This window comes from Nocardia puris, from assembly GCF_003315035.1.
Taxonomy (GTDB): domain Bacteria; phylum Actinomycetota; class Actinomycetes; order Mycobacteriales; family Mycobacteriaceae; genus Nocardia; species Nocardia puris.
Map to the genome: position 1 here is coordinate 1 of NZ_QNRE01000029.1, position 25,823 is coordinate 25,823.

A 25,823-nucleotide genomic window follows, 5' to 3' on the forward strand; every position below is an offset into this window, starting at 1 on the left:
TCCAGGGTCACCCCGTCGTCGCGGTTGCGAGCGACCCGCACGACGTCGTCGCGGAACTCTTTCGGATACGGCTTGGGCACTGCGACATCCTCTCAGGCCTGCCTCTCGGCAAGCCATCTCGGTTGTCACCTACCCCTGCAGCAGCCCCTCGTGCCCCTCGCTGTCGCTGCCCGACCCTGTCGGTGGCATCGGCTAGGTTTTGCACGACACCGTCGGCAACCGATCGGAGCACAACATGAGCGTGGCTACCGCCTTCGCGGCATTCCAGCAGACCGTGAACGCAGATATCAAGCATGTGCGCGAAGCGCGCGACCGCCGCGACCTATTCAAGAAAGCATTCCTGCCCGAGCCCGACATCCTCGAAGTCATTCCCTCCGGCTCCTTGGCACGCGGCACGCACAAGGATCCCATCCACGATGTCGACGTCATCCTGATCTTCGATCCTGCCGAACATCCGAGCTGGGGCGTACCCGGACAATCCGCCGCCGACTGCCTCGACTACACCCGGACCAGGGTCAACGAGCTTCTCGGCGCCACGAACGGGACGGTCGCGACCGCAGTGCGTCTCGCGCGTTGGCGCAACCACGCCGTGAAATGCTTTCTCGACGATCACGAGGATCCCGATGCGTTCACTGTCGACGCCATGCCAGCATTTCGGCGTGACGGCATGCTGTACGTTCCCGAAGCGACCTCTAAGAAGTGGATATACTGCCATCCCGAATATCTGATCGCAGAGACAGCGGCCAGACACGCGAAATGGAACAAGTTCGCAGGCACTGTCCGGATGCTTAAGAAGTGGGCGGCGGATCAGGACATCAAGATCAAGTCTTTGGTGATGGAAGTCCTTGCCCTGCACCATCTCCCGCTCAAATCAACCCAATCCGCCGCGGTGAAGCAATTCTTCGTCACCGCCAGCTATTTCATCGACGGTGGTAACGAGGTCACCGATCCGGCGAACATCTGCGGTCCGATTCAGTCCGATCTCGACTACTCGGAGTTCGCGGCCCGCCTCGCGGACGCCCGCGACAACGCGGTGGCCGCGGCACAGTCCCAAGGCAACAATGATGCGCACTCTGCGATTCTTCATTGGGGCGCGGTCTTCGGATCCGATTTTCCCGCGCCGACCGCCTCAGACGGGAGTCCACTGCCCGCCGCCGTCCCTGCGGGCCCCCGTCCAGTGAAGGACACTCCACAGGGATGACGCCCCACGTGACCCCCGCCACGCCGGACCGCGACCGAACAGCCACACCAATTCTGTGGGTCGATGCCGAACCTGTTCGCTTGCAACGGGATCTGACCGAAGTAGCAGACTTCGCGCCAGATCTCGTGTACTACCCACCCAACCCAGAGACCGGGATCCCGCACGGTGGTTGGAAAGGGGAACTACCGCGGTGGCCCTTCGATCGACCGGTCCCCGAGGGCTTGGACGCTTTGATCGGTCCGACCGGACTGCCAGTGGCGGTCGTATATCGTGCGGCGTATCCGATGGTGCCACCGCTCATCTACCCCCTCGACCCAGTACCCACCGTCGAAGAGTGGACCCAGACCACATGGCATGTCGCTCCAGGAGGATCGCTATGTCTGCTGAGATCGGTCGGAGCGTGGCTGCCCGAAGCGAGCATGACCGAACTCCTTGCGAAAGCAGCGGGCTGGCGAATCGAGTACGCAATGATGAAGGCCGGTGTGATCGAGCAGATGTCGGTCAACGGCATCGTGTCCGACTCCTTGCAGGACCACCTCGTCGCACACGCCGCACACCGGACAACCGACCACGACGCAGAAAGCCGGGACCACAGTGCTGACGGATCACACTGACCCGTTCGTCGTCCTGCCCCGTGACGGTGCCCGGCTCATAGCAGAATCCACTATCGCAGCCGGTGACCTCACCCTGCGCTACGCGTCAGCCTCGGATACCTATGTCGTACACAGCGTAGAAAGCGCCCGCCACACTCGAATCCAGGCCGACATTCCTCGGGAGTACACCGCACTGCGATCGGGTGAGACCCGACACGCTGGCCAATGGATGAACAAGGCAGGCAGCGACATCCATCTCCAACACCTCGCCGTGCTGCGCCGCCCTGGCGCCGCGATCCTATACGAAGCCTTCCGCGCGATGGTGCCGGGAGTAAGGGATCCGAGCAGTAACACCGGATTCTTGATCACCTACGATCCGGATCTGGACCCGCAATGGCGTGCAGCCGGGGCAACGGAATTCGCGGCATGGCTCATCGAGCGCGACGGAGTCCGCCCTATCCAGGTCGTCACCGAACCAGCGACGCTCGGCATCTCGCAACTTCGAGATGACTGGCCTGTGGACCCGCTCGCCCGAATATCAGTCATGCTGGTGGGGTGTGGAAGCATCGGCGGTGCCACTGCACACGCTCTGGCCGCGTACGGCATCGGAGACCTGCACCTGGTAGATCCGGACCGCTTTTTGTGGCACAACATCGTTCGCCACGTTCTCGGTCCCGAAAGCGTGAGTCGCTACAAAGTCGATGCCCTCAAATCCCGCCATGAGCAATTGTGGCCGCAGCAGACCGTCACAGCGCACCGACTCGACGTGGTCGACGGCGCCCATCACATACGATCCCTGATCAACTCGGTCGATATCGTCGTTTGCACTGCTGACGGCATCGGACCGCGTCGCGTCGTCAGCCACCTCGCACGCCGAGCAGACAAGACCGCCGTCCTGGCCTGCGTACTCGACCAAGGCTCGCTCGGTGAAGTCTTGCGGTTGCGCCCGACCCCACGCTTCGGATGCCTGCTGTGTTCACGGCAGCAACTCGCGAGTCTTGGGGCCATCGACGCCGAGGCCGACCAGGAACTCGACTACGGCACCGGCAATACCCATCAGCCGATGACCGCGATCCCCCCAGATCTACACCTCATCGGCACCCTCGCAGCCAAGGTCGCGGTGGCGACCATCCTCGAATCCCGACACGGCGACCACACCCAGCGCCTCCCTGGCGAACACGCCATCATCGGACTCCATCCCGCAAACAACCTGACAGCGCCGTTCGATCTCACCCACACGGCCGACCTTCGCTGGGCCACCATCCCGCCACCGCGGTCGACGTGCCCGACGTGCAACCCAACCGGACTCCAATGACGTATCGGATCAACAACACCGCCATCGAGACCATCGCGAAGACAGCCCAGCAGTCCCGCGACGGCCTCGAAACCGGCGGCATACTTCTCGGAATCGACCACAGCGGCGACGTCCTCATCACCAGCGCGGGTACTCCAGGCCCCAATGCCCGAAGGGCGTCCCATTCTTTCCACCGCGACCTTGACCACGCCAACCAACTCTCCACCCTCGCATGGCACACCGATGGCAGCCAATGGATCGGGGAATGGCATACGCACCCCTCTCAAGACCTCAGACCCAGCGAACTCGACCTGACCTCCTATTTGCGCCATGTCCATGACCCCGAACTTCGTCTTGACCGGTTCATCGCGATCATCGTCGGACTGACCGCACAACAGAACGTACGGATGCAGACCTGGATCGTCACTCGAACACATGTCCGTTCAGCATCTCTACTGATCTCCGAAGCGGACCCGCACTGAACCGCGTCACCGCCAGACCAATCCCAGCGATCGAAGCCAGTGTGAAGTGGCGCACACTGGCTCACCCTGAAACGAGACACGCGCTCGTCAGAGCATCCATCGCGTCCGACCAGCTCCAACGCGTGGTACCACGACACAAAGTCATGTAGACACGGTCACTGCGGCGAGAAAATGTCCCTATGTGAGCGCGCTTGGATGGTCCGAACAGCTCGACCGGTATCGGACCGCCCCCGCGGAGGGCTATCGGTATCTGGTCGATGAATTCGTGCGATGGCACTCAACCCGCGCTCGGCGCTGTTCGGGCCAGGAAAGTCACTGGCCGATCGTCTCGCCACCGGCCATGCCGAGACGGTGCTCGCCATGGCCGCTGACGAACTCGCGACCTGCCGGTGGGCGTTATACCGAGTCCGCCGGTGCTATACCGCGCCAGCGACAGCGTGGCGGTCGCTGGATGTGATCGCCCGGGGCATGTCCCGCGACCGCGCCCACGATCTCCTCGCCGCTCTCGGGCATCGTCTCGACCTCACGCCGGAGGTCGATCGTGACCACCGCCGTCTGTGGCTGGCCGCCCCAACACTCGATGTTCCTCGCGTGGAAGAGCTGTTTACGATCGCTCCTGAAGCCGCAGCGACCAAACAGCGCAAGAGATTCCAGGCGCAGTGGCAGCTCCATGCCACGCCCGAGCTGCTTGACCTCGGCGACAAAGCTGTCAGTGTACTGCCCAACACTCACCCGTCGCCCCGCACCCTTACCCAGGTGATTCCCCCAGCTACCCGGCGGCTGGCTGGTCGCTGCCCCCGGCTGCCCGAGGAGACTTCTATGTTCGAGTAAACGTTCGACGTCTACGCCGTCGTGACCCTCGTCGTCACTGCGCCGAGCGAGGCCGCGGTCCGAAAGATGCTCGCCAGCGACGACTTCGGTCAGGAGCTGCAACCACGCGCTGGCACCGTCCCACTGACCAGCGGTGGCGCGTTGCCGCATTCGACCCTGCTGGCGCCTCTGTCCTTCCGCAAGGTCTGGGCTGTGCTGCACGTGCTCGATGAGAACGGCCGCATCGCCCGCGGCAGCGTACAGCCCGGCGACGGTCCTGTTGCCGAGTTGGAGAGTCTATGCAAGCAGGAGTACTGCGCTGCGGGGGATCGCCTCAACCTGCTCGATGACGGCAAGGGCCGGGACCGCTACTGCGGCAGCTGCGCCGACACCCGATCCGCCGACGAGCACTCGCGATAGCCGAGTGCGATTCGGGAAGTCCGCGACACGGCTGGCCCAGGGCGCCCCGCTTGTCTGCGATGTACCCCGATACCCACCACCAGGAGGCCCACACGATGGCTGAGAGGCGTTCTTCCGCAACCGAAACGGTCACGATCGGAACCACCATCTACACCGTGGCCATGAGCACCTTCGTCGCGACTCTCACCGGGCCGCGTGGTGCCACCTACACCGCTGTCGAGAACATCCGCTCCGGGACGTGGTCGGTCATCACCGGATCTGGACGACCCCTGACCGTCGGCGGGCGCGTCGTACGAATGCGCCGCCACGGCAACCAGTTCGAAGTGTTGGGTCCCGCCGGCCCCCACAGCCGGTAGCCCGACCTCTGCACCGCGTTCACCCTCCAGCGCCGACAGAGCCGCATCTGTCGGCCTGAACCCCCTGGCGGTCAACGCTTCCCACCTTCGGTTCTGCGAACGGCCCCAAAGCACCGCCGCACGAATCCATCTGCACCAGCCGAAACCTCGCTCGCGACACAGGCCCTCGCCCGTCCAGCGGTCCGGCGTCGTACCCGGTCCCGCCGTACGCACAATGTTGCGGCGCCGAAAGGGACAGCCACCGGTGACATCTCCCTGCGACCCGGCACCAGCGGCGTCGTGAGGCTCGCCTGTTCCGCGTGAACCAACCGGCGCAGCGTCTCCACGAGCAAGGCAAGCACTCTGCCGGCGCTGGGTGCATCCCATAGGGCCGGCCGCGGACGAGTGGGCCGTCCGGCCGCGCCTCCGGAGTCCCGGTTATGCGCTGCTTCGGCTGCCCTGCCGGTCGATCTCGCGGTGGTCGCTGCGCGCGACCGCGCCCCTGCCTACTTCGTTCGAAAGGTTCGATTCACCATGCCCGAGTACCGAGTTGTCTGGGAGATTGATCAGGACGCTCTCAATCCTGTCGTAGCGGCGGTCAAGGCGCTGGCCGATCAACGGCGTACCGGCTCGCGGGCCGTCGTTTTCGATGTGACAGATCCGGTGGCTGGTATCACGTATCGCGTCGATCTCGACCATCTCGGCCGTATGGAGTCTTGGGCGGTGCCGACGGCACCGCGACCTCTCCGAACGTCGAGGATTATCCAGTGGCTGTGGGGTAGGGTGCGTCTCCTTGAGCGTCGGTCGGCGCCATTGTCTTATCGCGACTGTATCGACGCGATCACCACTCAGATGATGGCCGAGATCAGCCGGGATATCCGCGACGGGGTAGTTCCGCCGACGGTGCGTACTTTCCGCGAGCTGCACAGCTATGTCGATGCGAACATGTACGCCGACTGCCTGGTGACTGCGTTGTCGGAAGCCTATGTATGGGATGTTTTCATCAATGACGCGACCGACCCGGTCGACATCTGGTTGCGCGCCGACCGGCCTGAGGACATCGCGACCCAGCACACCGCCTCGTCCTGGCACGAGTCCACGCCCATCCACGTCGGCGAACGCGATGACACGGTCCCGCCCGCTGTTCAGCGGTGGCGTGCTGAACGTTCCAGGGCCTTCGCGTCCCGGCCTACCGTTTACGACACCACCCACGACCTGTGAGCGTCACAGGGGGCCGAATGGCGGCACGGTTGTCTCGGTGCCGAATCCCTCACGTGACCAGCACATCTCGCCCCCAACGGCGAGCCGCAGCACCAGCAGTCAGGTTTCGAGCACGCGAGTTCGGTCAGCTCTGCCACCTTCCTGAATCCCCAGCCGCCCGTTCGAAACACCACCGAGGAGGTCTCTTCGATGCCAATTCCCTATCATGAGCAGGCGATCGACCGCGGCGGCAGCCGGTATCGCCTCCTGTGGTTCACTGACGAGGACGCGGAAAGTCCGCGTGAATGGTGTTGCGATGCAGTGCTTCTCGTCTGCAATGCCGGTGGCGGCCGTCCTCAGCTGGACGAGGTCGGCTCGGACACAAGTCCCGCGGCGGTCGCCCTCACCCATTTCGTGGGGCTGTACGGCCATTCCGATGAGGACCGTGTGGTCAGAGCGTATGCCTTGTGGCGCGCAATCACCGGTGTGACGGTCCAATTGGTGACCGGCACCCTGCACAGTGGCCGGGACGAGTTGACCTATTTCGCGCTGGCCCAGGACGCGCACTCCGCGCGCGAGGAAGCTCGCCTGTATGGGCAATGGTGCGCGGGTGAGGTGTCCCGCTATGAGCTGCGGGCCCCCGATGGCACTCTGATTGCCGAGTGCGGAGACTGGTACGACCAATCCAACGCCGAATCAGAATGGAACGCCGAGCTCGCCGATTTCCACACCGAGCGGCTGCGCCAGGCACGTTCCGTCGGTGCCGGTGTGATCGGCGTGATCTGACCCGCCACGTACCCGCCCGTGTGTGCCACTGGGCGCGAGCGCCCCGATCCCGCCGCCATCGACCTGCGCCTCCGTCGCGAGTTCGCACCGATGGCATTCCGAACGCCGTTTCCGACGCTCGCCATCTCCTGATCCGCCTGCCCTGACGAGTTCCTCTGCGCTGCAACGCGAGAGCGTCGTCACGAGTCGTCATCAGCCACATCCGGCCCTCCTGGGCCGCCTGACCATCTACGGAGGCATCATGCCCGAAACCAAAGTCATCCGCGGCCAGCGGTATGAGGTGTTGTCCCGCACCCCCGCCGGGGAATGCGGGCCGAAGTACTTCGGCCGTTACGTCTTCATTGTGCGGCGGACCAGCGACGGCACGCTGTGGCGCGCGTATGGCAAGCAGTTGGCGCACAACTCGACACTCACGCCCGAGTCATGACCGATCCCAGCGCCGCGCTCGTGCGGTTTCGCCGACTGGTCACCGAACTGGACAACCTCGCCGACGAGCACCACGCGAATCCGGCCAACGACTCCGACTCCGCGGCGACCGCCGACTACATCGACAACCGCCTTCAACTCCTCGAGTCGGCCGTCGAGGCAGCGACCGATCTGGATGCCGCGGCCTCACGCGGCCGGCTTCCCACACCGTGGACCCGGCACTTGCCCGCGGATCGCACGCGTCCTCGACGCTGAACCGCCGACGCGGCCCACCACCTGTCAGGAGTGTCATGCTCAGCGATCCGTGTCTGTTGACCGTCGCGCTCACCCATGCCGAGCGCGGGTGGCGTGTCCTGCCGCTCAAAGCGCGCGCGAAGACCCCGGCCATCACCCGATGGCCGGACCAGGCGACCACCGACCTCGAAACGATCCGCCGCTGGTGGCGCCATACTCCGGACCGCAACGTCGGAATCGCCTGCGGCCCGAGCGATCTGGTGGTCATCGATCTCGACTCACCCCGCCACGCCGACACCGGAGACCGTCACGACGGGCGGGAGGTCCTGATCAACCTCGCGGCGCAGGCCGGTGAGCCTCTGCCGGTGCCCACCTATACCGTCGCCACCCCGTCACGCGGATGGCACCTGTACTATCACGCGCCCGCCGACACCCCGCTGCCGAATTCGTCCGGGCGGTTGGGCCCCAGCATCGATACCCGCGCCCGCGGCGGGTACGTTGTCGCGGCGGGGTCGGTCCTGCCCGCCGGGGTGTACCGGCTCACCGACCCCCGCGACCCGATCCCGCTGCCCGACTGGCTCACCACGCGCCTGGCACCGGCACCTTCGCCGTCGGCCCCCTCCGCAGCCCGGGAAATGTCCACCGCGGTTGGCTGGCCGGTCGGTCGTGCTCACCCGACGATTCGCGATCCCGCCGCCTACGTCGCGGCCGCCCTGCGCAACCAGGCCGCGCGGGTGCGCTCCGCACAGCCTGGTAACCGCCACCACGCCCTGCTCCTGGCCGCCAACAGCCTCGGCGGACTCGTCGCCACGGGGCTACTCGACGCGCACACCGCGCGGGTGACCCTGCTCGACGCCGCCTCCGTCCACGTCGGGATCCAAGCATTCTCCGCGCATGAGGCCGAGCGCACGATCGACGATGGCATCGCCTACGCCACCCGAACCGCCGCCTGAACCCTGCCCAGGGCACCCGCACGCGACCGCGCCTCCCGATCCGGTTCCCGCAGAAAGGAATTCGCCATGCTCACTGTGCCCGACCTGATCGAGTGGCTGACCACTCTCGCACCGACCTCGCTCGTCGCGATCGATGACGGTGGAATGGTACTCGAGGAGATCTCTCCCGGCGGTCACGCCACGGGCGCTTACCTCGAGGTCGGCGGGTTCGTTCCCGACCCCGCCGAGGCGCCCGTCGGCGGGCTCACCGCATCCGGTCACGCGGCCCATCCCGGACTTCCGGTCATCAGCGTCTCGGACCTGCTGGGCATGCTCGGTGGCACGCTCACCCACATCGAGCTGGCCGACGTCCGTGTTCGTATCCCGCGCTCCAGTATCAGCGACTCGCTCGGCGACGTCCTCGACGCCGCGATCGGCGAACGCCGCCATCAGCTGACCGCCCTGCTCTGCGAACCCGCCGACCCCAGCCGGTTCGCCGGGTGCCTGGGCACCGGGACTCTCGCACGCGTACCCGCCGAGCACCTCGATGCCGTGTTCGCCGAGTTCGAGATCGCAACCGGGTTGCCGCTGATTCGTGTCAGCGGCAACGACGGTGTGGCGCGTGTGTGCGTCGAGCTGCCGACAGGCCGGCTGCTCGACCTCGGCGAGGACCTGCTTGCCTGGCTGCAAGGCGACGAACCCGCGCTTCCACCGATCAACGCGTGGATCGGTGAGGCCGCCCTGGACCTCGACCCCGACGAACTGATCCCCGTCGGCGCCCGCGACTACGTACTCGCCACCACCAGCGAACCGGTGGCATGACCAGGTCCAGTCTCAACGCCGGTCCAGCAGCGACTGCGTTCACCCACCCTTCTCGCCGAACCGTCGCGCTCGTCTCGTAGGTGATCGGGGACGGGCCTGTCTCGGCGAACAACGCCGGGCGCCGGGTCCACAGGTTGCGCCCTCGCTCGTCGCCCGCCGCGAACTCTCCATCCACGAACCGACAGGAGGTGTGCGTGAAAACCACAATCCGCAGCCCCGACAACCTCACCGACATCCTCGACCCGCACCTGGGCACCATCTTGTCGGCCGTGACCGACACCCTCGACCAAGCGCAGCTCGCCGAGGAGGAGATCGCCGCCGCGCAGTCCCGGCTCCGTGGCCCTCGTCACCGCCAGACCCGCAGCACCGTGTGGCACGCTTTCTCCCTGCTCACACCCACTCATCCCCGCATGACCCACTCGATGGTCTACCGCGCGCACTGCCGTGAGCTGCTCGATCGCGTCGTATCCGGAACCCCCACCCAACCGGGCACAGCCGCCGAAATCCTCATGGCTCTCAGCGAAGCCAACAGCATCGCTCCGCTCACAACACCCGCGTTCGGTCTATGGCTACGAATGTGGCGAACCGCTGGACTGCCGCCCATCGAGTCCACCGGCGACTCCGAAGTCCACTACCAGGCCATCGCCGCCGACCGAATCGACGAACTCGAACACCAGTCGCGATCGAAACTCGCTGTCCCCACACGAGTTCTGGGCGAGATCGACTGCCATGGATACCACCACGGGGAACCGGTCGACTGCCTGCACAACCGCCGACGATCGCGCGCAGCTCAGGGGCATCGCGCCGCTTAGGCCCCAATCGAGGGGCAGCGGCTCATCGACCGCGTGCCCTACCGCCCCGGGGGCCGCACGTCGCCAAGCCACCGACGGTGACAACGGTTGGGGGCACTTATCGCGGCGACTCCGCCCCGTCGACCAGCGACCGATTGTCGACCCGAATCCGTTGCACCGCACTATTTCAGGAGGTTGATCATGTCGTGGATATACGAGGCGTTCATACGCGACAACACCTCGTCCGAATCCGGCGCACGACGCGAACTGTGCTGGGTGGGGTTCGGCAGGGACGTACTCCGGTCCGCAGTGCAAGGACGCGTTCCGGCTGGCCGACGCCACGCCGCACGCCATCGTCACACGAACCTCCCGCGGCACAGGGCCATAGCGATCGCGTTGCTCCGACGCGGAATTCGAGCGCGACGTCGGCGGCTGGCTGAGCGAACAGTGCGGCGAGGGGCGGGGGCCGGTCGTCCACACCGCCACAAGCCGAGAACTCCTCTGCGCCCGCTACATCGCACCACTCCAACAGCCGCAGCGCGCACAACTCGGCACCAGCAGCCAATACCGTCCCCCGATCGACGACGCCCCCTGCCGGCCGCCACATGACGAACCTGACCCCGATCGTCCACGACAACTTCGGATTCCCGGTGGGCATGTCGCGGGTGCGGCGAATCGAACAGTCGGCCAGCGCCTACTGCGACGCGTCGGTGTACGCGCTGCTGGCCTGGTGCTACACCCTCGGCCCGTCGCCCCTGCGCGAAGACCTCATCACGGGGCTGTCCGTACGGCTCATGTTGTCCGCTGCCCGCACCAATCCCGCCGACCCCACCGCCGTGCGATGGATCGACATGGACTGGGACGCCGACGGCCTCGCTCCCACCCGAGTACGCGACGCGACGGGCGCAGAGATCGACCACGAGCTGGTCGATCGTCACGTCCTGCTGACCTGGGTGTCCAACCTGCGCGACCCTCTTCTCGTCGTAACCGACGCGAACCCGAACGGGCCGATCACGCTGGACACCCACCAGTTCGGTGCCTCGTGGGGACACTATTGGGCCGCCCACGGAGACATCGACGCTCCGCTCAACACAGAAAGCCTCTACTGGCTCGCCTGGGCCGTCATGCGCTCGATCTTCCTGGGACCGGGACCCGCATCTCCCACCAACGCACAGTGGGCCGATGCGACAGAGCTCGTCGGCGACCGCCAACAGCTGCCACCAGACGCCAGCAGACTCGTCCTTCGGCAGACCGCTCAGCGGCACATCATCGCCCATATCGGCGCACAACCGTCCGAGCTCGACACCGCTCTCGGCACATCGCGTGCCGAGACCGACTCAGGAGAGGAACCCGTGGACGAACATCCGATGCAGACGACCGCCACGAACGCCCCCGACCGGGCGCAGGTCGCGCTGATCGCATGGTCTAGAACGTATGGACTCGACCTGACCGCAGCCCAGCTCGCGAACGGCGAGTACGAACACTCCGAAGTGCTGGGCGACTTCCTAGCCGACATCCTCCATCTTTTCGCTCGCCACGACGTCGACGCCGACGAAGTGCTGCACAGGGCGTGGATTCACTACAGCGAAGAAGCACCCGACGTGACCGGTGATGCGTTCATCATCGACAGCGCCGGCAGCCCCAGCGGACTCCCAACCTGTGATCGCCGACCCGCCGACCGCATGCGAGACGAGGTGCCGTGAAAATGACGAACTCCTTGACCCCGGGGCAGTTGCTGACCGAGATCGACAGGGCGATTCAGACTCTCAAGATCCGCATGCACCCCGACTCGCCGTGGAGGCTGGCAGAGCTCGTGCGCCAACTCGCTTCGCCTTCGCGGACTTCGGCCTCGACTGTGCCGCCGTCCAACGACGCCGATCGCCACCCGACCGCCGTTCTGGGCGAGGGGGATCCACCAGCTGATGCGGCCACGCAGATCACCAAGCTCTTAACGATTACGCAGCGGTATCTCCAGCGTCTCGCAAGTGCCCGCGGAGCAGGCATCCCTGCCGGTGGCAGCCTGATCCAGCTCGCGGGCGAGGCCAACAGCGGGCAGCCGTTTACGTTGTCGGATACCCGCCTGCCGCATGAAACGTCGCAGGTAGTTGTGGAAGTCCGGCACCCTAATGGCGGCGTCAGCGAAGTCGCGATCACGCTAACCCCGAGCGAGCTGAACGTCACCGTGAATGCCTCGCAGTCGAACTCGGTGGCCATCGACGCCGACGGTGAGGAACCAGCTGCCATTGTGCTCGAGGCCCACCGATGAGCCGCGCAGCCGAGCGTTACCGGGCATCCGGTCCCGGACCGATCGGTCCCATTCGAGATCCGTCGCTCCGATCAGCACCCACCGGCCGTGACTGCCCGTGACGCGGCAGCGGCCTGCGCGGTCGAGCCGAATCAGCGCACCGTGACGTTAAGGCCGATGTCCCCAGTGGTTCCCGGACCCGTGATCGCCGACCAGCACACTGCGTGCGAGACCAGGCGCTGTGAAGCGGCCATCCATCGACACCTGACGCGTCGCATCCCGGTATGAGGCCCCCACCGAACGCATCGTTGAGGTTCGCCACCCCAACCGCGGCGGCCTCATCAGCATCCGTGCGCTGGACAACGGAGCGCCAGTCATCGACCTCTACCAACTCGACCCGACCGTCGTGGCGAACGTAGCGCCGCAACGCAATTCCTGAACCAGCAAACACGCGAACTCCAACAACCGGAGCACGATCCGCGCCGCAGTATCCACCGCGCCGACCGAACGCGAAAGAGAACGGAAATACCAACTGTGCCACACGTATTCATCCAAGAGGGCGGAGCAAGCAACGAGTTCTACGTCGTGGCGTGGGACACCGAGGACCAGGCCCACGCGTCTCGCATCCGCTGCGGGCGCGATGGCGCCTACCGCACCACACCGATCGTCGAATTCCCGGAAGTGCCCGACAACACCTGGGACGCGATCGAAGATCTCCTACATGGGCTCGACGATCTCGAACCCCTGGACGGCCCGGAAGGCCAGGACCCTACCAACGCCGGGGACGACAACGACGACAACAACCACACGACCGACGCTCCCGACGCCGCAGATACCCGCATCACCGAAGCCTAGTTCCGATCCGAGGTACCTCAGCAGATCGGCGACATCGACATCGTCGAGATCAGCCGATTCAGTCCTGGCGGCACCGCCCGGCAACATCTACGCCCACGCCGCCGCATTCGCCCGACGCCAGCAGCCTACTGCACGCACGTCCTGCTCTACCGCGACGACAACCAGCACGTCATCGTCGAGCACGGCCACTACGCCTTCTCCTGCCACGGCGCAGATGAGACCGAGTCCCGAACGCGAGAACTGCACTGACACAGTTCAACTCATCCGATCGCCCGATCATCAACGAAACAGCAGGCTCCACGCCCACGCTGGACCGGACGCCATCGGCACTCGACGGCCTGAAAAACTTCGTCACCGACAACGACGTCATCGAACACGTCGCGCCGGGGACCGCTTGCCACCACATCGCCACCATCGCCGACCTGGCCAACGCACAGGGCGCACCTCGCTCTGCTGCCGACTGGACCGAGACTGATCGACCGGCCTGCCAGGGCTGTCGCCGAACCACACCTCGGACGATCGACACCCACCGCTCGGATCGGCAAGCGCGAATCCTTTCCCCGCTGGGCCACCCGGAATAGGAACCGACCACCAGCTCACTGGACGCTGAACAGTGCTGCATGCACCCGCATCACGGACCCGCCTACCACAGTTCGGCCGGCCATGCACTCGAGGATTCTCGCCGACCTCCTCAGCGTCGCCGACCTCACCGTCAGCACATAACCGCGAAAGCGGCAGCGACCACCCCGCCTCCCTCGCCAACCGCCTCCGACACCAAAACGCTCCACCGGCCCGGCAGTAGGACCATCAAGCGCACATCACCTGGTCGCGACACCGACACGCGGACAACAGCATTCACCCGAACCGCCGCCGCGGTAGAAGGGACAGCCTCAGTCGAAGGAGATGGAATCAACCATGGGCGCACAACCGTTCACCGACTACGCCGAAGGCCAGGACCCCCGCGAGGCATTCGATCGCGCGGTGGAAGACCCCCGGTACACCTACGGGCACGGCGGCTACACCGGCACCATCGCCGAGAAGGACAGGTTCGTGATCATCACCCACGAACCGTTGAACCCGGAGGCCGCCGAGGCGCTGGCTTCCGAACTACTCGCCCGGGACGACCCGCGCATCGAGGACAAGTGGGGACCGGCGGGCGCCATCCCGGTGCGTGGTGGCGTACGCACCGTCACCGCCGAATTCGACGGCCTCGAGGGCTGCCCGAATCTCGAGGCGGTGGCGAAGGTTCTGGCACCCACAGTCGCGCCCGGCGAGAGCCTGGTAGCCGGCGTGACCGGACAGTACGAGCTCAACGCGGCACATCAGCCCTGCCGAGGAACCGTGCACTTCACCACCGTCGGAGCCGACCGGCTCACCGGGTGGCTGTTCGTCGGCTGGGCCTCCTCGTAACCCCGCCCGCTATCCCGGCACCGCAACGCCTGATTCCCGCACACCCGCCACCCAGCGGCACGCCCGACAACCCCGGATAGGTCGCCTTCGAGCCGAAACTGCCGCACGCACGGTCCATGTTGAGTGCGGCCGAGGTCCGTGCAGCGCCGGACCAGAACTGACCACCCGATGGGAGCACTATGGCAATGTTGTCTGATTCAGAGCACGCGTTCCACACGCTCGTGCGGAACCTGGCGGCCCACCTGACCGAGTTCCGGCTGGATCCTCGGGGGAGGTCCACCCCCGCCGGTCCGTGGGCTGCCTACACCCTCATCGGCGAGACGGGGAAGTGCTGTTCCTTGCCGACGGGAGCGGGTGGCGTTCCCGGGCCGTCGATCGCGGCAAGCTCGTCGTCTGTCCGTATGTGGACACGCCGCTCGAGGAGTACGTGTGCAAGGAGGCCGCCGTGGTCCGGATCTCCATGCACCGGTCTATCGAGGAGATCGCTCGCTGCATCCGCCGGCGCGCCCTCGAGCCTGCTCGCCTTATGGTGGCGCAAGCCACCGAGAATCGCGCCGCGCTGGCAGCGCTGCGGGAGGAAGCGCAGGCCCAGATGCGCACGATCTCGGCGATGATCGGCGGGCGTTTCATCAACTCGTTCCACGGCGCCTACGAAGTGCACGCCGGAGCCATCCGGGCGCGTATCGCCCCTCCGGCACTTCGATGCGAGGGCACACCACAGATGGGTGCGATCACGTTCCAGATCGTCGTATCTCCCGGGCGCGGAGCCGGGTTCGCCGCCGCCGTGCGCGAACTGATCCGCCAACAGGCCGGCGATACCGCCGACGCCCAGCCCGAGCACAGCCCCAGTGGCTGCTAACCCAGTGACCGGAACCGAAACCGAGGTGGCACCGTAGCCGAAAAGGTGCTCCGGCGTGCTCGACTACCCGCTGGACGGATCGAGCCCGGTCGGATGGTTCTCGCGCGGCTCACCGCGCCGAACTGCGCGGTCACGGGCTGGGATCGCGCTGGGGTAGCACTTTGCCCCGATCATCCGGTCCATTCACATCAGCACCCAGATGCATTACGCGCCCACGCGAAAGCGTCAACCCCTCCAATTTGTCGGTGTGCCGCTGGCTGCGCTCATCGCGCCTGATTCCCAGTCCGAGGTGTCCTTATGCCGATTACGCCCGTCCTGCCCGTCACATCCGACGCAAACGACCTGGAGGTGGTGCAGGATGCCCTCAGCGGCGTCCTGGATTATCTCTGGGACATCGAGGCGCAGGACTTCGACGAGCAGCCCGATGAGGGCCAGCGAGGCCATGTCATGGGCTCGCTGCGTATCCTCGCCCGCTGGCTCGACGCACGTCTCGCTGCGTCGGGAACCCTTCCCGACTCCAGCATCCGGAACCTGCTCCGGCATCGCCGCGATGATCCGGCCGCGATCGAGCAGGTCCTCAGCGCGCTGAGTAAGTGCTCGCCGCTACGGTTGGTCTGTCTGTGGGACTACTACGACACCGAGTCCGGGTTCCACGGCGATCCGGCGCTGTATGTCCAAGGTCTGCGCCAGCTCTACACTCCCAGCCAACGGCTATTGGCATGGCTGGGTGTGACCGACACGGCGCGACGGCCTCGCCATCCCGGCCGACCGGCCTCGTGGCTCGGCGACATCGACTCCGATGTCACTCAGTTCACGATGGCCCGCGACTACTTCAATCCCGCCGCCAGCCACCACTACACCCGGCCTTCGTCACCGGATGCCGATGTGGCCCAGCCCGCCCGCGAGAACCCTCCCAGCCCGACACTCGCGCGTTCGACGGATTGATCGTGGTCACGCTCGTGCTGTTGATCCGCAGACACGCACCGGGAGCCGACCATCTCCTCGTGCGTTGAGCCGACGATGAGTCCGACGTGCGCCTGCGCCCGCCCGAACTGGGCACCGCCGCTGCAGCCAAAGCGATGTACCCGCCCCGAAACACGCTGTGATCCCGTATCGGTCAGCATCGATATCGACGTGTCGCAGGTCCATCTGCTCGTCCCGCGGACGCCGATGCCGTGGCAGCATTCGCGTTGGACTTCGACAACCGAGCCACTCCAGCGCGGCAGGTGGTGCGCGCCGATTCGACACCACCGCAGGACGGCCAGTACGTCCACCTCTGAAACGGGCGGAGACGGCATAGCGTTGCGGGCACGCGTGACTGCGGCTGGTGAATGAGATTCGTTCGTAATCAGCCGTGTTCGCCGTGAGGTCCGTTCAAGCTGGCGTGAATTTCACCTTTACCAGAACCGGCGTGAAGCTGTCGATCGCGAAGATCTTCGCACCGAGCTTGCCATACCAGTTGAACTGCCGCATTGACTCCGGGTCGTAGGGCGTCACTGTTGCGTGTCCGCTACGCCAGCGCCACCAGATGCGCAGCCGCACTTGGGGGTTCGCCAGCAGGTTCTTTACCCAGTCGGCGCTTGTTCCGTGCACCGAGATGAAGGTCATCTCGTCCGGGCCGCTCATCGGCCCGAGTGCCAGCGGTACCTGCCGCGGGAGGCCCGATCGCCGCCCTGTTGTTTCGAGCACCACCCACACGGGATTGAACCGTGCCAGCGCCGACACTTGCCGCTTGGTCGCGTGCCAAAAAACCAGTACCCCAGGCGGTCTCGTCCCCATACCGCCTAACGGTACCGCCAATGTCGTGCTCGCGCGCGACGAAGAACCGAAGGAGCCATCGCTCATGCACGCACACTCCTCCCCCGACCCGCCCGCCACCGCCACCGACACCCGGGCCCGGGTCGAGCAAGCGCGCGCCCGCGCCGAAGGCTTCGTCTGGGGGGCATTGCACATCCAGCACAGCCGCACCCCCGAGGCGAGGACCGCGACCGCGTTCGCCGCCGCATACGCCGACCTCGTCACCGAATCCCTCACCGACGACATCGTTGTCCCCGGTTTGGCGCAGGCTTGGGTCGCGTGGCGAACATGCGGTAATCTCACTGCGGACCTGCGCCCCGCCCCGTCCCCGGACCAGCGGGTGCCCGACACCGCCCAATGGGACGCGGCGCTGGGGCACCGCACGGCGTGGTGGTTGTGCGCCGAGGCACTCGGGTATGTGCGCGGCTGGTGCGACGCCGCCGGGGTCGGGTCCGGTGACGCCGTCGATTTCGCCCACGCCTTCGCCGTACTCGTCGCCGCGGGTGGATCGCGCCCCAGTATCGACTACGCTTGGACCAATTGGCGCTCAGGCCGACCCCTCACCGCCTTCGGCGGATAACTGGCCGCGCTGTCGCGCGCTGGCGACGCCGTGGGTTCGGCCCGCCCCGGCCAGCTGAGCTCACCACCCGCCCGCTTCCCTTGTCGATCGGATAGGAGTCTGGATTCGTCATGCCCACACCAGGTTTCAGCCTCAGCACCGCCACCAACACCGCCGACTACGGCGCCTCCTACACCCTGTTCGGCACCGACGAAGCGCCCCTGACCGGGACGGTGTTCACCGACATGGGCGAACACGTCGCTCTGGTCGATGGTGTCCCTGAACGACGGTCGATGGTGATCGTGCGGTTCCTGGGGCTGCGCGCGCACGGCGAGCCCCTGGGCAATCCGCGGGTGCTGGCTCGGTTCGTCCCGGGCGATCCGGGGCGCGGGGCCGCGGCGGCGGTGTGCCTGGGCGAGCCCGGACGTCTGCACCTGGACCTCGGCCACCCGCTCCACAGCGTCGACCCAGATCTGCGAGAGCTGGTGTCCGACACCGTCATCGAGATCACCGCAGAATTCCTGACCGACGAGCGCGCCGCCCGGCACCGCCATTTCTGCGCCGACGCGCGCCGCCAAGCCATCGCCACCGAGCTGGACACCCTCGATGCGCTCCAACAGTGCGGCTACCGGCGTATGGCCGCCGCCCGCGCCGACGCCGACGCCGCCTGGGCGCTGGTACAGGCCCTGCACCAACAGCACTGACCATCCCGTCCCGCGCGGCGCCGCTCATCACGGGCCACACGGGGAGTTTCCATCTTCCGCGGCACCGACCGGAGCCTCGCTTCGACGGTACCGGCCGCCCTGCACACGGTGCTGGCCTACGCGCGGATCGGCGAGGACGGCGACGACGACGAGTGCGACCCGGACGCGCGTGCCCGCCGCAATCTGCACCGCATCCGGCGTGTGTCGAGGGCTCGACACACCCGCAGGGGGCACCGCGACCGGGGTAACCGCGCACGCGCGGCGCTTTCGCCCAGCGTGGCGATTCCCAGTCTGCCCGTGCTGTCCGCGATCTTCGGCTCCTGCGCCGCCTTCCCGCACGCGACATCCCCTGCACTCGGTGGGTGTCGCGTCGAATTCACCTGTCCACGAGAGGAAAAGACATGTCGATCGCTTCGTGTGTGCGTCACGCCGAGTTGGGCGACCTCGTAGGTCTGCTCAACGCCCAGCAGGCCGCCAAGCTCGACGTCCTTGCCCCCGCTGCGGCGCTGCGCGCCAGCGACGGGCTGTTGCAACTGTCGGGTGTCGAACCGGTCCTGGATGAGCGTGGTATCACCTCGGTCGATGGCTTGTACCGGCCGACCGGGGCGGCGGATTCGCATCTGGGTTCGAAGCTGAAGATCCCCGCCGGATACCTGCGCTCGCTGCGCGAGATCGACCGCACCGACCTCTACGACGCCAACGTCAACGGCCTGCTCCATGGCCCCGACGACCCGCGCCTGCCCGGCGGCCCCGACGAACGCGCGTTCCTGCTCCGGCTGTTCACCTCCCCGACGCCAGGGGAGCCGGGGGTGTTGCGGGCGGTGCTGTCGGACCGGTACGGGATCATCGACAACCTCGACGTGCTCACCGCCGTCCTGGACGGCATCCGCCTCGCCGACGCCGACGTGACAGTGCGTTCGTGTGACCTGTCGGAGTCCTCGATGCACTGCAAAGTGGTCTCCCCGAAGATCCGCGCGCTCGCCCCGACGCTGCTGGCCAACTACCAGAGCCCGTTCGGCAGCCCCGAGCTGGAGGCCGAACGCCGTCGGGTCGCCGGGCAGATCGAGACGGGACGACGGCTGGCCGCGCGTGAGGCACGCGGCTACCGGCCCGGCGCCGAACCGGTGGTGTTCGCCGGGCTGCGGTTCTCCAATTCCGAGATCGGCCACCACGCCGTCACCCTGAAACCGGAACTGGTCATCCAGATCTGCGGCAACGGCTTGACGCTGCCGTTGTTCGCCTACACCAAACGCCACGTCGGGGACCGCCTCGAGCTCGGCGGCACCCGTTCCTGGTCCCAAGACACCCAGCGCAAACGCCTCCAGGTCATCACCGCCGAGACCCGCGACAAAATCAGCGAGTGGATGTCGCCGGAGTTCTTGACCGCGCGCGTCGCCGAACTCGAGCGCCACGCCGGGACCCCGGTGACCCAGCCCGACCGCACCCTCGAGGTCGTGTCCAAGAAGCTCGGGTTCACCGAGGACGAACGCGGCGGGATCCTGTCCCACTTCATCGCTGGTGGGCAGCTCACCGCCGCCGGGATCGCCAACGCGGTCACCAGCTACTCCCAGACCATCGGTGATCCCGACCGCGCCGACGACCTCGACGACCTCGCCCTCACCGCGATGACCCTCGTCTGACCCACCGCCTGGGTCGGCATCGCACTCGACATCCCCTGTCCTGTCCCTCTTTTCGAAGGAGTTGCGCCCGTGACCGAGACCACCACTCTGACCCGCGATGAGTTCGACACCGCCGAACACTTCGGTGCGGCCGGCGCGGCCACCGCCCTGGAGCCCGACACCATCGCCCGCTGGCGTGAACAGTTCCCGGACTGGAAGGCCAAGCACTGGCACTACACCGATCCCGCCGACCCACACGGCGCCCAGCACCTGCGCCCGGTCAACGTCGTCCCCCGCCCCAAGAAGTAAGCCGTCCCCGTGACGAGCAAGAAACGAGTACTGCGGCTGCCCGCAGGCTTCGCCGCCGTCGACAAATCCTCGGCCTCGACGCCGAAGGCTGTGTCGTCATCGGGCTCGACGCCGAGCATGCGACGGTGCTGACCCTGTGCTGTCACGCCAGCGGGAAGGGCAGCGCGGATTCGATCTCCGGGGTCGTGTGCCGGGCGTGCTACCGCGACCTGCACCACAAGCACGGCGGCAGCACTGCCGAGATCGCCGTCGCCCGCGCCGACCTCGACATCGTCATCGACCCTCCGGATCCCACCGAGCCCGCGGGCGGCTAGCCCACAGCTTCCGCCCCCTCCATCGCAATGTCCCGTCCCCGAGGCAGGGACCAGTCAGTCCAAAGCTGGCCGGTCCCTGCCTCTTTCACGATAGGAGCCAGCCTCGATGCCCACCGACACCGACACGCCCACCACCGGCACCGATCCCGATATCGGCGACACGGTCGACACCGCCGACCTCACACCCGAGTCCACCACCACCGACTCCGCACTCGATCCCGGCATCGACGAGCCGAGCACGGGTATCACCGACGTCGCTGACGCGGACGCGCAGATCACCGACGCCGCCGACAGTGACGGTGCTGGTGACGGCGATGGCGACGGCCTGTGCACGGGCCTGACCGTGGATCCCGCCCTGCTCGAGATCGACGAGAACGTACGCAAGAGCTTCCACCTGGAAGACCATCCCGAGGTCACCGACTCCATCCGCGAGCACGGTGTCCTTGATCCGATCCTGGCGGTCCGGATGCCCGACAAGCGTCTGGTCGTGCGTGACGGGCAGGTTCGCACTCTGACCGCGCTGGCCTTCGAGCTGCCCGAGGTCCCGGTCTACATCCGCGATTTCGACCCGAACGTGGACGTGAACGAGGCCCAGATCGAACGGATCTTCGAGCAGATCACCCTCAACGACCGCCGCATCCCGCTCACCAACGGCGACCGCGCCGCCGGGATCACCCAGGCCCTGGACCTCGGCGCCTCGGTCACCCGCGTGGCCAAAGCGTTGCAGACCAAGCGCGAGCAGGTAAAGCTCGTCGGCAAAGTCGGCGCGTCCCCGACCGCGCGCAGGCTGATCGACGACAACGACCAGTACGACCTCATGCACGCCGCGATCATCGCCAAATACGACAACGTCGGCGACCACGACGCTGTCCGCCGCCTCCTCAACGCAAACTCCGACTGGTTCGACTACGAAGCCAACCGCATCGCCGCCGACCGCGCCGAACAGCGCGCCTACCTCGCCCACGCTCTTCCATACGCCCAGGCCGCGCTCGGGATTCTCACCGACTACCCCGACCTCGACGACCTCCACCGCGGTGAGTTGTTGCGCGCGACCGACATCGTCGACGCCGCGGGAGGCCCGATCGACTTCGCTACCATCGCCGCGAACCCCGGGCCGTGGCTGGTCTGGCTCGACCTCGACCAAGACCCGGTATGGGTCGAGATCGACAGCGGCCACATCATCGATCCCGACACAGTGGACTGGGACACCCGCGACCAGCCCGATGCCGAACCCGCCGACGGGCTGCGCCACGCCCGCGAGGTCGAACAGCGCGACCAGATCGTGCCCGAGTACTTCCTGCCGCGCGAGCACCTCGACACCCTCGGGCTGCGCGAACGCCCCGAACCCGAGACCGACGACACCGATACCGGTATCGGTGATGTCGCGGACGCCGGTGAAGACCCCGACCCCGGCCAGCCTGGCAGTCGTTTCGGGCAGGTGGACCCCGAGCAGGCCGCCGCCGAGCGGCGCGCGGCCGCCGAAGCCGCCGCGCAGGCCGCAGCTCAGGCGGCCGAGATCGATCGGGCCGCGCGGCGCCGCGTACGCGAACTCAACAAGCTCGGCCTGGCCGCCAAGGCGACCCGTATCGAGTTCGTCACACAGCTGCTGGCCCGCAAGACCCCACCCATCCCAGCCGCGCTGTTCCTGACCCGGTCGCTGCTGGCCGATCCAAGCCTGATCGGGGAGTACAACGCCTACTCCACCGCACTGAAATTGCTGGGCATCGAGGGCTATCGGTCGCGGCTGGACATGCTCGCCACCCTCGACACCACCAAACCCGCTCGCGCCCAGGTCATCGCGCTGGCGTTGGTACTCGGGGGCTACGAGCATCGCACCGACAAGGACCTGTGGCGTCACGCCGAGTCCGCGGTCCGCCGCTACCTGACCTTCCTGCGCGAACTCGGCTACACCCTCGTCCCCGTCGAACTCGCCGCCCTCGGCGAGATCAAGGCCGCCGACATCGACATCGACAACCCCACCGCCGCCGACGACAAACCCGCCGCCGGTGACACCAATGTCGACACCCACGACCAGGACCTGCCCGAAGCGGCCTGACCGCCCGCACCTCCGATCCCCGGTACGCCCGAAAGTTCCCCGGCCGCACCGGGAATCGTCGCGGCGACCGACGCATTCCCATTCCGAGGAGTCGATAGTGCGTCCTTGCAACGAACCCGCCATCCATACCGTGGCCCGCACCAACACCGGCCACCCCGCCCGCAGCCTGTGCCTGGTCGACGCTCAGCCCGCCGATATCATCGTCACAGTCGAGGCCGACGGCGGGTTCCGTGCCACCGTGCGCGCTTTCGACCACATGGGCCTGACCTGGAATCTGCTGCTGCGTGCCGACCACCTCGACTACCAGCGCCTGCCCGCCGATCCCGGCAGTCCCGCCACCCGCGATGCCGACCTACGCGCTGGTACGCGTCGAGCACGACGCCGACCCAGTCGGGTGTTCGCCGCACGGCTTGGACTACCGGCTGATGCCCGCCGAGGTCGACACCACCAGTTTCCGGTGGATCCTCGCAGACGGGGCATGGGCCGCCGGTGGCCGTCACGCGCTGCTGACCCGCACCGTGCGTGAACGCGTCCCCGGCGCACCGATCCGGATTCCGATCCACGACCACACCCCCGACACCGGACGGCGATGGACTCCGACCCCGTGATCGACTCCGCGGTCGCGCTGCTCAGGTGGATCGAAAAGTGCTTGCCCGCGTGCGATCCCGAGCGTTTCCACCCCTGGCGCACCGACCCCGAGGTGCCGGGCGCGCTGACCGCCGACATCCACCTCACCGTGCGCAGCGCCGGGCGCCCCGACCGTCACCTGGACCTGCGGTTGTGCGCCCACCCGATCACCGACCCCTGAGCTGGGAGAGCTTCCGATGACCGACACACCGCGCGTGCCCATCCCCGCGGCCCTGCACGACGCCCCCGTCTCGGCGGGCATGGTCGTGCCCCACATCACCCTCGCCCACACCGACCGCACCCGCGCCGTCTTCGGCCGGCTCGACGCCCAGCGGCTCGCCCACACGTGGGCGCGGTCGCTGTGCCAGGTCTGCGGCAAGCCGCTGACCGACCTGGTCGTGCTCTACATCCGCCCCGCCGACTACCTGCGCGGCCTCGCACCCGAACCCGGCGTCCACCCCTGGTGCGCCGCGTACTCGAACCGCGCCTGCCCGATGCTGGCCGGACGCATGGAGCACTACCTCCGCGTCCGCCGCGACCATCCCGGCCGCTGCGAGGACCCCGCCTGCCCCTGCGCGCAGTGGGCCTCGACCGAACCTGATCCCCGCGAAGCCGTACGCGAGGGCGCGCCCGCCGACCCGTGGTACGCGGTATGGATCGGCCTCGACGACTACACCGTCATCCACGACCCCGGCGACGACACCACACCACCGGTCACGGGAATCCCCTTGCAGTACAGGATGTTCCGCGCCCTGCGCCGGATATCGGAGGGCGGGCCCGACTTCACCGGCCCCGACCCGCTCGCACTGCTCTACGCCCTCACCACCGCCCACCGAACCCTGCGGACGCTCACCGACACCGACTGACCTGGGTGCTCGCCCACCGCTACCCGCCCCGCCGAGGAGGACTCGCCAAGCGCACCCCCGATCCACGCCGGGACACCGGTGAGTTCCTTGCCGCCCTGCCCACGCTGTGCGGCACGTCCCCCACCGACAGCATCCAACCGCTCGCGCTCACCACCCCACCCGACACGCCCGCCCCGCAGGTGCGGGCAGTCCACCACCTCGGCTCCGCGGCGATCGCCGACACCAGCACCGGCGAGGTCACCGCCCACCAACTGCTCTACCGCGTGGCGACTGCACCAACGGAAGCCGGTACCGGATGCGGATCGAACTGGCCCACCGCCACGAGACCGAGGGCAGCGACTACTACCGCGGCCTGGACCCGCACCTGCTCACCAAACTCACCCCCGCCACCCGCAGCCGCGCACGCACCTGGCGCCGCTCGGTCCAGCAGTCCGCCGCACCACCGGACACCAGCAGCTAGGAGCACTGATGACCACCGTGTCCCTGTGGTTCCCCCGCGCTGACGTGCTCGGCCTCGCCGAGCACGCCATGGCCGCGACCGAACACTCCCTGCCGCCCTACGACAACTCCGGCGGGGCCTCGCCCTCGCTGATCTGGGTCAAGGACAGCGGCATCTACCTGCTCAGCAATGGCCTGCCCCTCCAGGCCCCCACCGATACCGATCCCCCCGACAACAAGATGCACGTCGTCTACGCCCACGGCCACGGCCACGGCACCCACTGGGATTACGGGCCGCCATTCGCCGACGACTTCGTCGAATACCTGCCACTGACCGAGTCGTCGTCCCAGGCCGGATCCGCACTGATCGACATGCTGCGCGACCCCGCCCACCCCGCCTGGTTCGTTATCACCGTCCACGCGGACACATTCACCGTCGACCTGACCGACGGTGCCCCTTCTCGAGAGTGAGAGCCCGGCACGCCGGTAGACGATACGAGCGGTACACCACCTCATTCGCCGTAGCACCACGATCACTTGAAGTTCGGAGGGCCCGCATGCTCGATACGACCTCGCATCCGTCGACCACCAACCACGAATCCCTCTCGCCCGCACCCGACCATGCCGACCTCGGCTCCCCGGGCGGGGACTGCGACTCCAGTTCTGTGACGGCGAAGACGACATCACCGCGCACCCGATCGCCGAGGCGCTCCGCTGCCAACTGACTCCCCGCGGAAGAAATCATGTCAACTCCGGTTGAATCGTGACCCGGTCGTTCCGGTTGAATCCGGACCCACCCCTGGTGGTGTGGTCAGTCGTTGGTCTTGGCCGCTGGGACG

The 25,823-nt window shown here is 67.0% G+C and carries 32 protein-coding genes; 31 read left to right on the plus strand and 1 reads right to left on the minus strand.

Annotated elements, in window-relative coordinates; translation table 11 throughout:
* Positions 1-235: 235 nt before the first annotated feature.
* The 20 genes from DFR74_RS34075 (at position 236) to DFR74_RS34165 (ending at position 16,640) form a co-directional block, all read left to right on the plus strand.
* Positions 236-1,201: a nucleotidyltransferase gene (locus DFR74_RS34075; RefSeq protein ID WP_067514231.1), complete on the plus strand. Its 966-nt coding sequence runs from the start codon at positions 236-238 to the stop codon at positions 1,199-1,201.
* A gap of 419 nt (positions 1,202-1,620) precedes the next feature.
* Complete coding sequence (locus DFR74_RS36835; protein ID WP_067514228.1) at positions 1,621-1,815, plus strand: hypothetical protein; 195 nt, start codon at positions 1,621-1,623, stop codon at positions 1,813-1,815.
* A gap of 208 nt (positions 1,816-2,023) precedes the next feature.
* Positions 2,024-3,109: a ThiF family adenylyltransferase gene (locus DFR74_RS34085; RefSeq protein WP_232331928.1), complete on the plus strand. Its 1,086-nt coding sequence runs from the start codon at positions 2,024-2,026 to the stop codon at positions 3,107-3,109.
* Positions 3,106-3,570 (plus strand): Mov34/MPN/PAD-1 family protein, encoded by a 465-nt coding sequence (locus DFR74_RS34090; RefSeq protein ID WP_067514227.1) that lies wholly within the window; start codon positions 3,106-3,108, stop codon positions 3,568-3,570. Before DFR74_RS34085 ends, DFR74_RS34090 begins: the two co-directional genes overlap by 4 nt.
* A 270-nt stretch (positions 3,571-3,840) precedes the next feature.
* A complete protein-coding gene (locus DFR74_RS35710; RefSeq protein ID WP_067514226.1) occupies positions 3,841-4,401 on the plus strand; it encodes a hypothetical protein in 561 nt (186 codons plus the stop codon).
* Positions 4,402-4,422: 21 nt separating this feature from the next.
* Positions 4,423-4,800, plus strand: coding sequence for a hypothetical protein (locus tag DFR74_RS34100; RefSeq protein ID WP_067514225.1), 378 nt, complete (start codon positions 4,423-4,425; stop codon positions 4,798-4,800).
* Positions 4,801-4,859: 59 nt separating this feature from the next.
* Positions 4,860-5,156: a hypothetical protein gene (locus DFR74_RS34105; protein WP_067514224.1), complete on the plus strand. Its 297-nt coding sequence runs from the start codon at positions 4,860-4,862 to the stop codon at positions 5,154-5,156.
* 513 nt (positions 5,157-5,669) lie between these two features.
* On the plus strand, positions 5,670-6,356 hold the full coding sequence (locus DFR74_RS35715) for a hypothetical protein (protein WP_067514223.1): 687 nt from the start codon (positions 5,670-5,672) through the stop codon (positions 6,354-6,356).
* 189 nt (positions 6,357-6,545) lie between these two features.
* Positions 6,546-7,121, plus strand: a complete 576-nt coding sequence (locus DFR74_RS34120; RefSeq protein WP_067514222.1) for a hypothetical protein — start codon at positions 6,546-6,548, stop codon at positions 7,119-7,121.
* Between the two features lie 241 nt (positions 7,122-7,362).
* Entirely contained in the window at positions 7,363-7,548 is a 186-nt protein-coding gene (locus DFR74_RS36425; RefSeq protein ID WP_067514221.1) for a hypothetical protein, read from the plus strand.
* Complete coding sequence (locus tag DFR74_RS36430; RefSeq protein ID WP_067514220.1) at positions 7,545-7,802, plus strand: hypothetical protein; 258 nt, start codon at positions 7,545-7,547, stop codon at positions 7,800-7,802. Before DFR74_RS36425 ends, DFR74_RS36430 begins: the two co-directional genes overlap by 4 nt.
* 35 nt (positions 7,803-7,837) lie before the next feature.
* Complete coding sequence (locus DFR74_RS34125) at positions 7,838-8,734, plus strand: bifunctional DNA primase/polymerase (protein ID WP_067514219.1); 897 nt, start codon at positions 7,838-7,840, stop codon at positions 8,732-8,734.
* 66 nt (positions 8,735-8,800) lie between these two features.
* Entirely contained in the window at positions 8,801-9,535 is a 735-nt protein-coding gene (locus DFR74_RS34130; protein ID WP_067514218.1) for a hypothetical protein, read from the plus strand.
* Positions 9,536-9,729: 194 nt separating this feature from the next.
* Positions 9,730-10,347, plus strand: coding sequence for a hypothetical protein (locus DFR74_RS34135; protein ID WP_067514217.1), 618 nt, complete (start codon positions 9,730-9,732; stop codon positions 10,345-10,347).
* 689 nt (positions 10,348-11,036) lie between these two features.
* Positions 11,037-12,029 (plus strand): hypothetical protein, encoded by a 993-nt coding sequence (locus DFR74_RS34140; protein WP_147266032.1) that lies wholly within the window; start codon positions 11,037-11,039, stop codon positions 12,027-12,029.
* Between the two features lie 2 nt (positions 12,030-12,031).
* Positions 12,032-12,592 (plus strand): hypothetical protein, encoded by a 561-nt coding sequence (locus DFR74_RS34145; RefSeq protein ID WP_067514215.1) that lies wholly within the window; start codon positions 12,032-12,034, stop codon positions 12,590-12,592.
* Positions 12,593-13,105: 513 nt separating this feature from the next.
* The gene (locus DFR74_RS34150) at positions 13,106-13,426 is read left to right on the plus strand and encodes a hypothetical protein (protein WP_067514214.1); all 321 of its coding nucleotides are present in this window, start codon (positions 13,106-13,108) and stop codon (positions 13,424-13,426) included.
* A gap of 915 nt (positions 13,427-14,341) precedes the next feature.
* Positions 14,342-14,836 (plus strand): hypothetical protein, encoded by a 495-nt coding sequence (locus tag DFR74_RS36840; RefSeq protein WP_067514213.1) that lies wholly within the window; start codon positions 14,342-14,344, stop codon positions 14,834-14,836.
* 328 nt (positions 14,837-15,164) lie between these two features.
* Positions 15,165-15,695: a hypothetical protein gene (locus DFR74_RS34160; RefSeq protein ID WP_067514212.1), complete on the plus strand. Its 531-nt coding sequence runs from the start codon at positions 15,165-15,167 to the stop codon at positions 15,693-15,695.
* Positions 15,696-15,992: 297 nt separating this feature from the next.
* Positions 15,993-16,640 carry a hypothetical protein gene (locus DFR74_RS34165; RefSeq protein WP_067514211.1) on the plus strand — a complete coding sequence of 216 codons (648 nt, stop codon included), beginning with the start codon at positions 15,993-15,995 and terminating at the stop codon, positions 16,638-16,640.
* Between the two features lie 429 nt (positions 16,641-17,069).
* Here DFR74_RS34165 and DFR74_RS34170 read toward each other — a convergent pair whose 3' ends face one another.
* On the minus strand, positions 17,070-17,540 hold the full coding sequence (locus DFR74_RS34170; RefSeq protein WP_170160849.1) for a nitroreductase family deazaflavin-dependent oxidoreductase: 471 nt from the start codon (positions 17,538-17,540) through the stop codon (positions 17,070-17,072).
* On the opposite strand from DFR74_RS34170, the gene DFR74_RS36435 reads away from it, so the two are divergent.
* The 11 genes from DFR74_RS36435 to DFR74_RS34220 all read left to right on the plus strand — a co-directional run bounded on the left by DFR74_RS36435 (position 17,539) and on the right by DFR74_RS34220 (position 25,455).
* Positions 17,539-18,072 carry a hypothetical protein gene (locus DFR74_RS36435; RefSeq protein ID WP_170160850.1) on the plus strand — a complete coding sequence of 178 codons (534 nt, stop codon included), beginning with the start codon at positions 17,539-17,541 and terminating at the stop codon, positions 18,070-18,072. The two genes, DFR74_RS34170 and DFR74_RS36435, sit on opposite strands and share 2 nt — an antisense overlap.
* Positions 18,073-18,182: 110 nt before the next feature.
* Entirely contained in the window at positions 18,183-18,755 is a 573-nt protein-coding gene (locus tag DFR74_RS34180) for a hypothetical protein (RefSeq protein ID WP_067514208.1), read from the plus strand.
* A gap of 401 nt (positions 18,756-19,156) precedes the next feature.
* Entirely contained in the window at positions 19,157-20,395 is a 1,239-nt protein-coding gene (locus DFR74_RS34185) for a hypothetical protein (protein WP_067514207.1), read from the plus strand.
* 69 nt (positions 20,396-20,464) lie between these two features.
* The gene (locus DFR74_RS34190; RefSeq protein ID WP_067514206.1) at positions 20,465-20,683 is read left to right on the plus strand and encodes a hypothetical protein; all 219 of its coding nucleotides are present in this window, start codon (positions 20,465-20,467) and stop codon (positions 20,681-20,683) included.
* Positions 20,684-20,808: 125 nt separating this feature from the next.
* Positions 20,809-20,997, plus strand: a complete 189-nt coding sequence (locus DFR74_RS34195; protein ID WP_067514205.1) for a hypothetical protein — start codon at positions 20,809-20,811, stop codon at positions 20,995-20,997.
* 106 nt (positions 20,998-21,103) lie between these two features.
* Positions 21,104-23,053: a ParB/RepB/Spo0J family partition protein gene (locus DFR74_RS34200; RefSeq protein ID WP_067514204.1), complete on the plus strand. Its 1,950-nt coding sequence runs from the start codon at positions 21,104-21,106 to the stop codon at positions 23,051-23,053.
* Positions 23,054-23,337: 284 nt separating this feature from the next.
* Positions 23,338-23,661, plus strand: coding sequence for a hypothetical protein (locus DFR74_RS34205; protein WP_147266033.1), 324 nt, complete (start codon positions 23,338-23,340; stop codon positions 23,659-23,661).
* Positions 23,643-23,861 (plus strand): hypothetical protein, encoded by a 219-nt coding sequence (locus DFR74_RS34210; RefSeq protein WP_067514202.1) that lies wholly within the window; start codon positions 23,643-23,645, stop codon positions 23,859-23,861. Before DFR74_RS34205 ends, DFR74_RS34210 begins: the two co-directional genes overlap by 19 nt.
* A gap of 16 nt (positions 23,862-23,877) precedes the next feature.
* Entirely contained in the window at positions 23,878-24,546 is a 669-nt protein-coding gene (locus DFR74_RS34215) for a hypothetical protein (RefSeq protein ID WP_067514201.1), read from the plus strand.
* A gap of 295 nt (positions 24,547-24,841) precedes the next feature.
* Positions 24,842-25,006, plus strand: coding sequence for a hypothetical protein (locus DFR74_RS36440; RefSeq protein ID WP_157115899.1), 165 nt, complete (start codon positions 24,842-24,844; stop codon positions 25,004-25,006).
* Between the two features lie 8 nt (positions 25,007-25,014).
* Positions 25,015-25,455, plus strand: a complete 441-nt coding sequence (locus DFR74_RS34220) for a hypothetical protein (protein WP_067514200.1) — start codon at positions 25,015-25,017, stop codon at positions 25,453-25,455.
* Positions 25,456-25,823: the final 368 nt, after the last annotated feature.

Bases quoted from the DNA above. Each gene is read 5' to 3' on its own strand.
- DFR74_RS34130 (WP_067514218.1), top strand. From the start codon at position 8,801: ATGCTCACTGTGCCCGACCTGATCGAGTGGCTGACCACTCTCGCACCG.
- DFR74_RS35710 (WP_067514226.1), top strand. From the start codon at position 3,841: ATGGCACTCAACCCGCGCTCGGCGCTGTTCGGGCCAGGAAAGTCACTG.
- DFR74_RS34085 (WP_232331928.1), top strand. From the start codon at position 2,024: ATGAACAAGGCAGGCAGCGACATCCATCTCCAACACCTCGCCGTGCTG.
- DFR74_RS34185 (WP_067514207.1), top strand. From the start codon at position 19,157: ATGTCGATCGCTTCGTGTGTGCGTCACGCCGAGTTGGGCGACCTCGTA.
- DFR74_RS36440 (WP_157115899.1), top strand. From the start codon at position 24,842: ATGCGGATCGAACTGGCCCACCGCCACGAGACCGAGGGCAGCGACTAC.
- DFR74_RS34210 (WP_067514202.1), top strand. From the start codon at position 23,643: ATGGACTCCGACCCCGTGATCGACTCCGCGGTCGCGCTGCTCAGGTGG.
- DFR74_RS36840 (WP_067514213.1), top strand. From the start codon at position 14,342: ATGGGCGCACAACCGTTCACCGACTACGCCGAAGGCCAGGACCCCCGC.
- DFR74_RS36430 (WP_067514220.1), top strand. From the start codon at position 7,545: ATGACCGATCCCAGCGCCGCGCTCGTGCGGTTTCGCCGACTGGTCACC.
- DFR74_RS34170 (WP_170160849.1), bottom strand. From the start codon at position 17,540: ATGAGCGATGGCTCCTTCGGTTCTTCGTCGCGCGCGAGCACGACATTG.
- DFR74_RS34165 (WP_067514211.1), top strand. From the start codon at position 15,993: ATGCCGATTACGCCCGTCCTGCCCGTCACATCCGACGCAAACGACCTG.
- DFR74_RS36425 (WP_067514221.1), top strand. From the start codon at position 7,363: ATGCCCGAAACCAAAGTCATCCGCGGCCAGCGGTATGAGGTGTTGTCC.
- DFR74_RS36435 (WP_170160850.1), top strand. From the start codon at position 17,539: ATGCACGCACACTCCTCCCCCGACCCGCCCGCCACCGCCACCGACACC.
- DFR74_RS36835 (WP_067514228.1), top strand. From the start codon at position 1,621: ATGACCGAACTCCTTGCGAAAGCAGCGGGCTGGCGAATCGAGTACGCA.
- DFR74_RS34120 (WP_067514222.1), top strand. From the start codon at position 6,546: ATGCCAATTCCCTATCATGAGCAGGCGATCGACCGCGGCGGCAGCCGG.
- DFR74_RS34215 (WP_067514201.1), top strand. From the start codon at position 23,878: ATGACCGACACACCGCGCGTGCCCATCCCCGCGGCCCTGCACGACGCC.
- DFR74_RS34075 (WP_067514231.1), top strand. From the start codon at position 236: ATGAGCGTGGCTACCGCCTTCGCGGCATTCCAGCAGACCGTGAACGCA.
- DFR74_RS34125 (WP_067514219.1), top strand. From the start codon at position 7,838: ATGCTCAGCGATCCGTGTCTGTTGACCGTCGCGCTCACCCATGCCGAG.
- DFR74_RS34200 (WP_067514204.1), top strand. From the start codon at position 21,104: ATGCCCACCGACACCGACACGCCCACCACCGGCACCGATCCCGATATC.
- DFR74_RS34145 (WP_067514215.1), top strand. From the start codon at position 12,032: ATGACGAACTCCTTGACCCCGGGGCAGTTGCTGACCGAGATCGACAGG.
- DFR74_RS34180 (WP_067514208.1), top strand. From the start codon at position 18,183: ATGCCCACACCAGGTTTCAGCCTCAGCACCGCCACCAACACCGCCGAC.
- DFR74_RS34090 (WP_067514227.1), top strand. From the start codon at position 3,106: ATGACGTATCGGATCAACAACACCGCCATCGAGACCATCGCGAAGACA.
- DFR74_RS34105 (WP_067514224.1), top strand. From the start codon at position 4,860: ATGTACCCCGATACCCACCACCAGGAGGCCCACACGATGGCTGAGAGG.
- DFR74_RS35715 (WP_067514223.1), top strand. From the start codon at position 5,670: ATGCCCGAGTACCGAGTTGTCTGGGAGATTGATCAGGACGCTCTCAAT.
- DFR74_RS34220 (WP_067514200.1), top strand. From the start codon at position 25,015: ATGACCACCGTGTCCCTGTGGTTCCCCCGCGCTGACGTGCTCGGCCTC.